The sequence below is a fragment of the Tychonema sp. LEGE 07196 genome, from assembly GCF_963890365.1.
GTDB lineage: Bacteria > Cyanobacteriota > Cyanobacteriia > Cyanobacteriales > Microcoleaceae > Microcoleus.
In genome coordinates, this window is sequence record NZ_CAWPRX010000151.1 from 1 (window position 1) to 6,185 (window position 6,185).

8 protein-coding genes are annotated in these 6,185 nt (G+C 47.6%); 3 read left to right on the forward strand and 5 right to left on the reverse strand.

The window, feature by feature from the left end; all coding sequences use genetic code 11:
• The 4 genes from AACV78_RS17450 to AACV78_RS17465 form a co-directional block, all read right to left on the reverse strand.
• The coding region (locus tag AACV78_RS17450; RefSeq protein ID WP_228042717.1) for a homoserine kinase at positions 1-559 on the reverse strand (559 nt) is incomplete at its 3' end.
• A gap of 100 nt (positions 560-659) precedes the next feature.
• A complete protein-coding gene (locus tag AACV78_RS17455; RefSeq protein WP_194012962.1) occupies positions 660-1,136 on the reverse strand; it encodes a tetratricopeptide repeat protein in 477 nt (158 codons plus the stop codon).
• Between the two features lie 4 nt (positions 1,137-1,140).
• Positions 1,141-1,707, reverse strand: a complete 567-nt coding sequence (locus AACV78_RS17460; RefSeq protein ID WP_194012961.1) for a Uma2 family endonuclease — start codon at positions 1,705-1,707, stop codon at positions 1,141-1,143.
• Between the two features lie 142 nt (positions 1,708-1,849).
• On the reverse strand, positions 1,850-3,085 hold the full coding sequence (locus AACV78_RS17465; RefSeq protein WP_194012960.1) for a vWA domain-containing protein: 1,236 nt from the start codon (positions 3,083-3,085) through the stop codon (positions 1,850-1,852).
• Positions 3,086-3,156: 71 nt separating this feature from the next.
• Here AACV78_RS17465 and AACV78_RS17470 point away from each other — a divergent pair, with 71 nt between their 5' ends.
• From AACV78_RS17470 to AACV78_RS17480, 3 genes are all read left to right on the forward strand, one after another.
• The gene (locus tag AACV78_RS17470; RefSeq protein ID WP_194012959.1) at positions 3,157-3,813 is read left to right on the forward strand and encodes an ATP-dependent Clp protease proteolytic subunit; all 657 of its coding nucleotides are present in this window, start codon (positions 3,157-3,159) and stop codon (positions 3,811-3,813) included.
• Between the two features lie 188 nt (positions 3,814-4,001).
• Positions 4,002-4,595, forward strand: coding sequence for an ATP-dependent Clp protease proteolytic subunit (locus tag AACV78_RS17475; protein ID WP_194012958.1), 594 nt, complete (start codon positions 4,002-4,004; stop codon positions 4,593-4,595).
• A 119-nt stretch (positions 4,596-4,714) separates the two neighbouring features.
• Positions 4,715-5,341 carry a J domain-containing protein gene (locus tag AACV78_RS17480; protein WP_194012957.1) on the forward strand — a complete coding sequence of 209 codons (627 nt, stop codon included), beginning with the start codon at positions 4,715-4,717 and terminating at the stop codon, positions 5,339-5,341.
• 60 nt (positions 5,342-5,401) lie between these two features.
• On the opposite strand, the gene AACV78_RS17485 is transcribed toward AACV78_RS17480, so the two are convergent.
• Positions 5,402-6,185: serine/threonine protein kinase (locus tag AACV78_RS17485; RefSeq protein WP_194074418.1), on the reverse strand; the 784-nt coding region annotated here is incomplete at its 5' end.

Genomic DNA, 6,185 nt, shown 5'->3' on the forward strand with positions numbered 1-6,185 from the left:
CCTTGCTAAGGGGGGGTGATGCTGTGATTTCCCCCTCACTAAGGGGGAGTTGCTCTCTTAGCCCCCCCTTACTAAGGGGGGGTTGGGGGAGTGGATTGCTAGCAGCGAGGCGACAACCTCCGAGTAAAGCGGGGACAACGTTGTCGGGATGGCCTTCAAGTTCGATCGCCAACTGCATCACTTCCACCTGACTCAAAAGCTTTCCGGCTAAACAATTCGCCCCCACTAACCCGCCGACAATAGCTGTGGCGGAACTTCCTAAACCTCTAGCCAGCGGCACTTGCATATCTATATGTATCGCTACAGGCGGCGGCGATTGGTTCAGGCGATCGTATAACTTGAGAAAGGCTTGATAAGCGAGATTGCTGTCGTCTGTCTTGACTTTGGCGGCTTCTGCGCCGGTAACTGTAATTTTTAGTTTCTCGGTTGCTGAGGGTTCGAGTCTGGAGAATTGAAAGCGGTTGTAGAGGCTTAAAGCAGCGCCGATGCAGTCGAATCCGGGGCCTAGGTTGGCGGTTGTGGCGGGTACGGTAACGGTGATAGTGGAGGTTACGGACATTTTTTGAGTAATGGATTTCGAGTGTTTAACCGCAGAGGTCGGCGGATGAGCGCGGATGAACGCAGATGGAAGAATACTATACTATGTTTTTGGAAGCACTCTATCTTTGCAGTATTTTAAGATGTTTGATGGCATCTTGATAATCGTTGGTATTGCCGGATTTTTGATAAATATCGGCGGCTTTTTGATAATCGCCGATCGCCCCTTCTTTGTCTTCTAAGAACTCGCGGACTCTGGCGCGGTTGTAGTAAGCGTCTCCGTAGTTGGGGTCGATTTCAATGGCGCGATCGAAATCTGCTTTGGCTGCTGGATAGTCTTTGAGGTTGCGGCCGTGAATGATGCCGCGTTTGTTGTAAGCTTTAGCGTAGTTGGGATTAAGGCGGATGGCTTCGGTGTAATCGGCGATCGCCCCTGGGATGTCTCCCGCTTCTGATTTGGCTAAACCGCTGTTAAATAAGTCTTCAGCCGAATTTTGAACGATTAGTATTGGTGAGGGTTTTGTAGAAATGGCAGGGGATATGCCGCCCAAAATTGTCACAAATCCCCAAAGGGCGATCGCCCTGTAAAAGTATTTCATAAATCTAAGCAAAAATCTGAGCGACAGAACAACTAAAACCAGGTAACAAAGGCGATGTCAATTCATCATTCCTCAACAGTGTAGCAACCAGCCTTAAACTTGCTTGTTCCCTGCGATAAACCTCAATTTGTTGCAACCGCCAATTCGCAATCCAGTATTCCTGTACTCCCCGCACTGAATAAAGTCTGACTTTCAAATCTCTATCCCGTCTTTCATTGTCTGTACCAGCAGATAATACTTCAACAACTAACTCGGGGGCGGCGGTTAAATGGCCGGCTTCGTCTAGCAAGATAGCCAAGCGTTCATTGCTGGCCCAAACTACATCAGGAATAACGTTGTCAGCATCTGTGAAAATCAGACCCGGATTGATGGCAGTTTGTCCTAAACCAGCAGACATCGACCAAGTATCCAGCACAGAAAAAAATCTGCCACAAGCCCGTTGATGACCCCAATGCGGTGCTCTAGTCACAAATAACTCTCCATCAATAAGTTCGTAACGATCGCCGTTATCGGGCAATAGTTCCAAATCAGCGGTAGTCCAGCGTACTTTATCAGATATTGTCTGGCTCATACAAGCACTCTATGATAGGTGGTACAAATATTATAAACCAGTTTGTAGTAAGGACTTCAGTCCTCTCTGCGACTTTTAGTCAATTAGGACTAAAGTCCTTACTACAAACTATGGGGTCGATCGCAATTAACCGCACATTACACTACTTAAGAACAGTTTTAGAAGCAATCCGAGTTTTCTTGCGATCGGCCTCACTCAAATCTTCACCAGACTGCAAGCGAGTAGCAGAAGTTTGCAGCACTGTGGCGGCACTTTTATCGCCCATTTGCAGAGCAGTTTTAGCCGCCGTTTGTAACATTGTGGCGGCACCGGCGCGATCGCCCTGTTGTAATCTAGTTTCGGCGAGTTGAGTTTGGCGGTACTTAGCCAAAGCTAAAATATGCTGCTGCACCATCGGGTTAAGTGCCGGTTGATAAACTTTTAGGACATTAGCAGAAACTGCAACGGGATCGGAAAGTAAACCTTCACCGACAGTCGGATCGTCGTAGCGAATTTGTAATTGCCCGATCGCCTGCGTGCCTTCAGGTAACTGTCCAATATAAATATTAGCCAAAACTACTCGCTCTACATCCTTCATTAAATCTCCCAGGCGCACCATAAAGCGATCGCCCTCTTGCTGTACCGGCAGTTCGATCGTATCCGGGGCAACTTGGGCGATCGGTTTAAGTTCGGCTAACCGCACTTTTGGCATCAGGGAAAATAGCAAATAAGCATTAGTCAAACCTACACCTTGGATGCGAGTAAATAATTTTCCAAACTCATCAACCGCATCTTCGGGCCGCTGAATGTGAGCCAAAGCACCGCCGCCAGCATCAGCAATCTTTTCCAAAATATCCTGATTCCAGTTATCGCCAAAGCCCAGAGAATTTAAAGTCATGTTGTACTCGGCGGCGAGTTTCGCCAGCTTCAAACAGCGGCTGTCGTCGCCGTGTTCGTTTTCGCCGTCAGTAAGTAAAAATGCCTGAGATATAGCTTCTTTTTTGCCTTTCCCCAACTCTTCAATACCTAACTTAATGCCCTCATCAATTGCTGTGCCGCCGGCCGGTCGCAATCTCTCAATTTGGCGTTTAATGCTAGCGGAGTCTTCCACAATTTGGTTGGGGACGAGGACTTTGGCTTTGTGATCGAAAGCCACCGCGCAAAAGCGATCCCCGGGCTTCAACCTGTCGAGCAACCGTCCGGCGGCTTGTTTGACGGTTTCCAAGGGCCGTCCGCCCATCGAGCCACTGTGGTCGAGAATCAGGCATAGATTTAAGGGTACGCTGGAGTCGATCGAACTTGCCGTCGCCGACACTGAAATCGCTAGCTGGCGCTGGGTTGAGGGCGCGATCGCGTCAAGGTTGGGGTCGTTTAAGACCGGGAGCAAACTAACTTTCATGCGGGATACCTAAAGATTGCGTTACTATTTCTTTAAGAATAGCTCCATCAGTTCAGGCAACATTTCGGTTTATGAACACACCAATTAAAGCTGTGCAATCGCAATACTACGGGGAAGGCAACTCTCGGACGCCACCACCCGATTTGCCATCCCTGTTGCTGAAGGAGCGGATCGTTTATCTTGGTATGCCTCTGGTGCCTGCGGTAACAGAACTGATTATCGCGCAACTGTTGTATTTGCAGTACGAAGACCCCGATAAACCGATCAAAATCTATATCAACTCGACTGGCACTTCTGGTTACAGCGGCGAACCCGTCGGTTTTGAAACCGAAGCCTTCGCTATCTGCGACACGATCAGGTACATTAAACCGCCCGTGCAAACGATTTGCCTCGGTTCGGCAATGGGCATGGCTGCGATGCTGCTAGCGGCCGGTACAAAGGGCTTTCGGGCTAGTTTGCCGCACGCTTCGATCGTGTTGCACCAACCCAAGGCTTACACGCGGGGTCAAGCAAGCGACATTCAAATTCGGGCGAAGGAAGTGCTGGCAAATAAGGCGACGATGCTGGATATTTTAGCAAACTGTACTGGTCAACCGATCGAAAAGATTGCTAAAGATATGGATAGGTTGCTGTACATGACGCCGCATGAAGCTAAAGAATACGGTTTGATCGATCGCGTTCTAGAAAGTTCGGAAGAATTGGCGAAACTGCCGGCTGGAGTCATCTAATTTGGTTATGGGTTATTAGTTATTGGTTATTGGTTATTGGTTATTGGTTATTGGTGGCGATCGCCAGAAACTCCAAAGCAACTAATAACAAGTAACTAATAATAAGCAACTAATAACAAGTAACTAATAACAAGTAATCACTTTCAAATCCCCGATTACCAATTACCAACTAAAAGGAGTTCCGAATTATGCCTATAGGTGTGCCAAAAGTCCCCTACAAAATGCCTGGTGGTTATGATACTCAGTGGATTAATATCTACGATCGTCTTTACCGGGAACGGATTATTTTCTTAGGTAAAGATATTGACGATGAAATTGCCAATCAAATCATCGCCGTGATGCTGTATCTGGATTCGGAAGATTCGGGTAAGGATATCATTTTGTACATCAATTCCCCCGGCGGGATGGTGTCGGCTGGCATGGCTATTTTTGATACCATGCAGCACATTAAATCGGACGTGGTGACGATTTGTGTGGGCTTGGCTGCTTCGATGGGTTCTTTCCTGCTGGCTGCGGGTACGAAGGGGAAACGGTTGGCTTTGCCTCACTCGCGGATTATGATTCACCAACCTTCTGGGGGCACGCGGGGACAAGCAACGGACATTCAGATTGAGGCGAAGGAGATTCTGCGCTTGCGCCACCAACTCAACGGTATTTATGCTAAAAATACCGGACAGCCGATCGCGAAAATCGAGAAAGACATGGATCGCGACTATTTCATGTCCGCTGAGGAAGCCAAGGAATACGGCTTGATTGACAGAGTAGTCGAAGATCGTCCGTAAGCGATTTTTTCGCTACACTACCTCGCACTACACCCAGTTTTTCGGTAAATTTTGGCAGAATCTTTACATTTAAGGATTCTGCCATATTTAATTGTATTATCAACGATCGTTCATGCTAGATGGATATTGCAGATTATTACCGACAGTTAGGGCTCAGATCTGGTGCGAGTTTATCGCAAGTTAAGAGTTCTTATCGAAAGTTAGCCAGACAGTATCACCCGGATGTGAATCCGGGAAACGAACAGGCTAAGAATAAGTTTATTGCTATTACTGAGGCTTATAAGTTCTTGGTAAATATTGCCGTCGCCGATGTTGCGGAGTCAACAACTGCTAGTTCAAGTCAGCCGCCTGCTGCGACAGGGCCGGCTTCGCAGGTGAAAGCTCCACCGCAGACAGTTAAGGTGACTCGGAAACAGCCACCGATTCCAGATAGCTCGGATCTGTCGGCGGCGGAACAAAAGTTAAAGCAAGATGCTTATTTTCAGTTGCAGCAGTTGCTGAAATATCAGAGGTTCCCGCGGGCGATCGCCCTGATTGAAGGTTTGGCGCAGCGGGTTCCTGAAGATCGGGAAGTGCGACAGTGGCAGGCGATCGCCTATCAGCGCTGGGGACGGCATTTGATCGGGGAAAAGCAGGTTGATAAGGCGAGAATTTATTTGAAAAAAGCTGTGAAAACTGACCCTCACAATCGGGCTTTGTGGGCGGAAGTTGAGCGAGATTTTCGCAGGTTGGAACAGATTTATTGATTGGGGAATCGGGAACCGGGAATCGGGAATCGGGAATCGGGAATCGGGAATCGGGAATTATTACTTTGGTTCTGTGGAGGTCATCAAAAACTCTATATTTTTGAGTTTTTCTAAGATTGCTTGGCTATTTTTAGGCCGGTTTTCGGGTAGCGGTTCCATCAATTCGTCGATCGAGTCTACAAAGGACTGGTCAACATCTACGGCCTGGTTTTTCCAGTTGATTTTACCAGTTTTTTGATTGACGGGAAAGTCGATCGGCTTTAAGCCTGTTAATAAATGTACAAAAGTACGCCCCAGGGCAAAAAAGTCCGATCGCGCTTCTGGTTTTCCGGCAATTTGTTCGGGCGCGGAGTACCCAGCAGAACCGATGGGCGCGGTATCTGTGCCTGCTTCGGTGGCGCAGCCGAAGTCAATTAATCTCAATTTTCCACCAGCTTCTAGCATCAAATTGGATGGCTTAATATCCCGATGTACGAGATGATATTTGTGGATTTTTTGCAAAATATGGAGCATTTGTTGCAGCCAATCAACGGCGAGTGTTTGAGAAACCTGTTGGTTTTTAGTTAAAAATTCTGTCAAGTTTTCTCCGTCGATTTTTTCCATCGCCAAACAACACAATTTTTGGGAATTGTTGGCGACTTTAATTTGGAAATAACCGTCTGGTTCAACTTGGGGAACTCCGGCTTTTCCCCCCAGCCAAATTAACACTCGCGCTTCTTGCTGGAAGCAGCGAAGTAAATCGGGATTGTGGCTGTGTTTGAACACTTTAAAAATTTTGACTGTGCCCCATTCGTTTTCGCCGGTTCCCAAATCTTCGACTTCTAAGATGTCTGTGGGGCGGGCG

Bases quoted from the DNA above. Each gene is read 5' to 3' on its own strand.
- AACV78_RS17455 (WP_194012962.1), bottom strand. From the start codon at position 1,136: ATGAAATACTTTTACAGGGCGATCGCCCTTTGGGGATTTGTGACAATT.
- AACV78_RS17460 (WP_194012961.1), bottom strand. From the start codon at position 1,707: ATGAGCCAGACAATATCTGATAAAGTACGCTGGACTACCGCTGATTTG.
- AACV78_RS17465 (WP_194012960.1), bottom strand. From the start codon at position 3,085: ATGAAAGTTAGTTTGCTCCCGGTCTTAAACGACCCCAACCTTGACGCG.
- AACV78_RS17470 (WP_194012959.1), top strand. From the start codon at position 3,157: ATGAACACACCAATTAAAGCTGTGCAATCGCAATACTACGGGGAAGGC.
- AACV78_RS17475 (WP_194012958.1), top strand. From the start codon at position 4,002: ATGCCTATAGGTGTGCCAAAAGTCCCCTACAAAATGCCTGGTGGTTAT.
- AACV78_RS17480 (WP_194012957.1), top strand. From the start codon at position 4,715: ATGGATATTGCAGATTATTACCGACAGTTAGGGCTCAGATCTGGTGCG.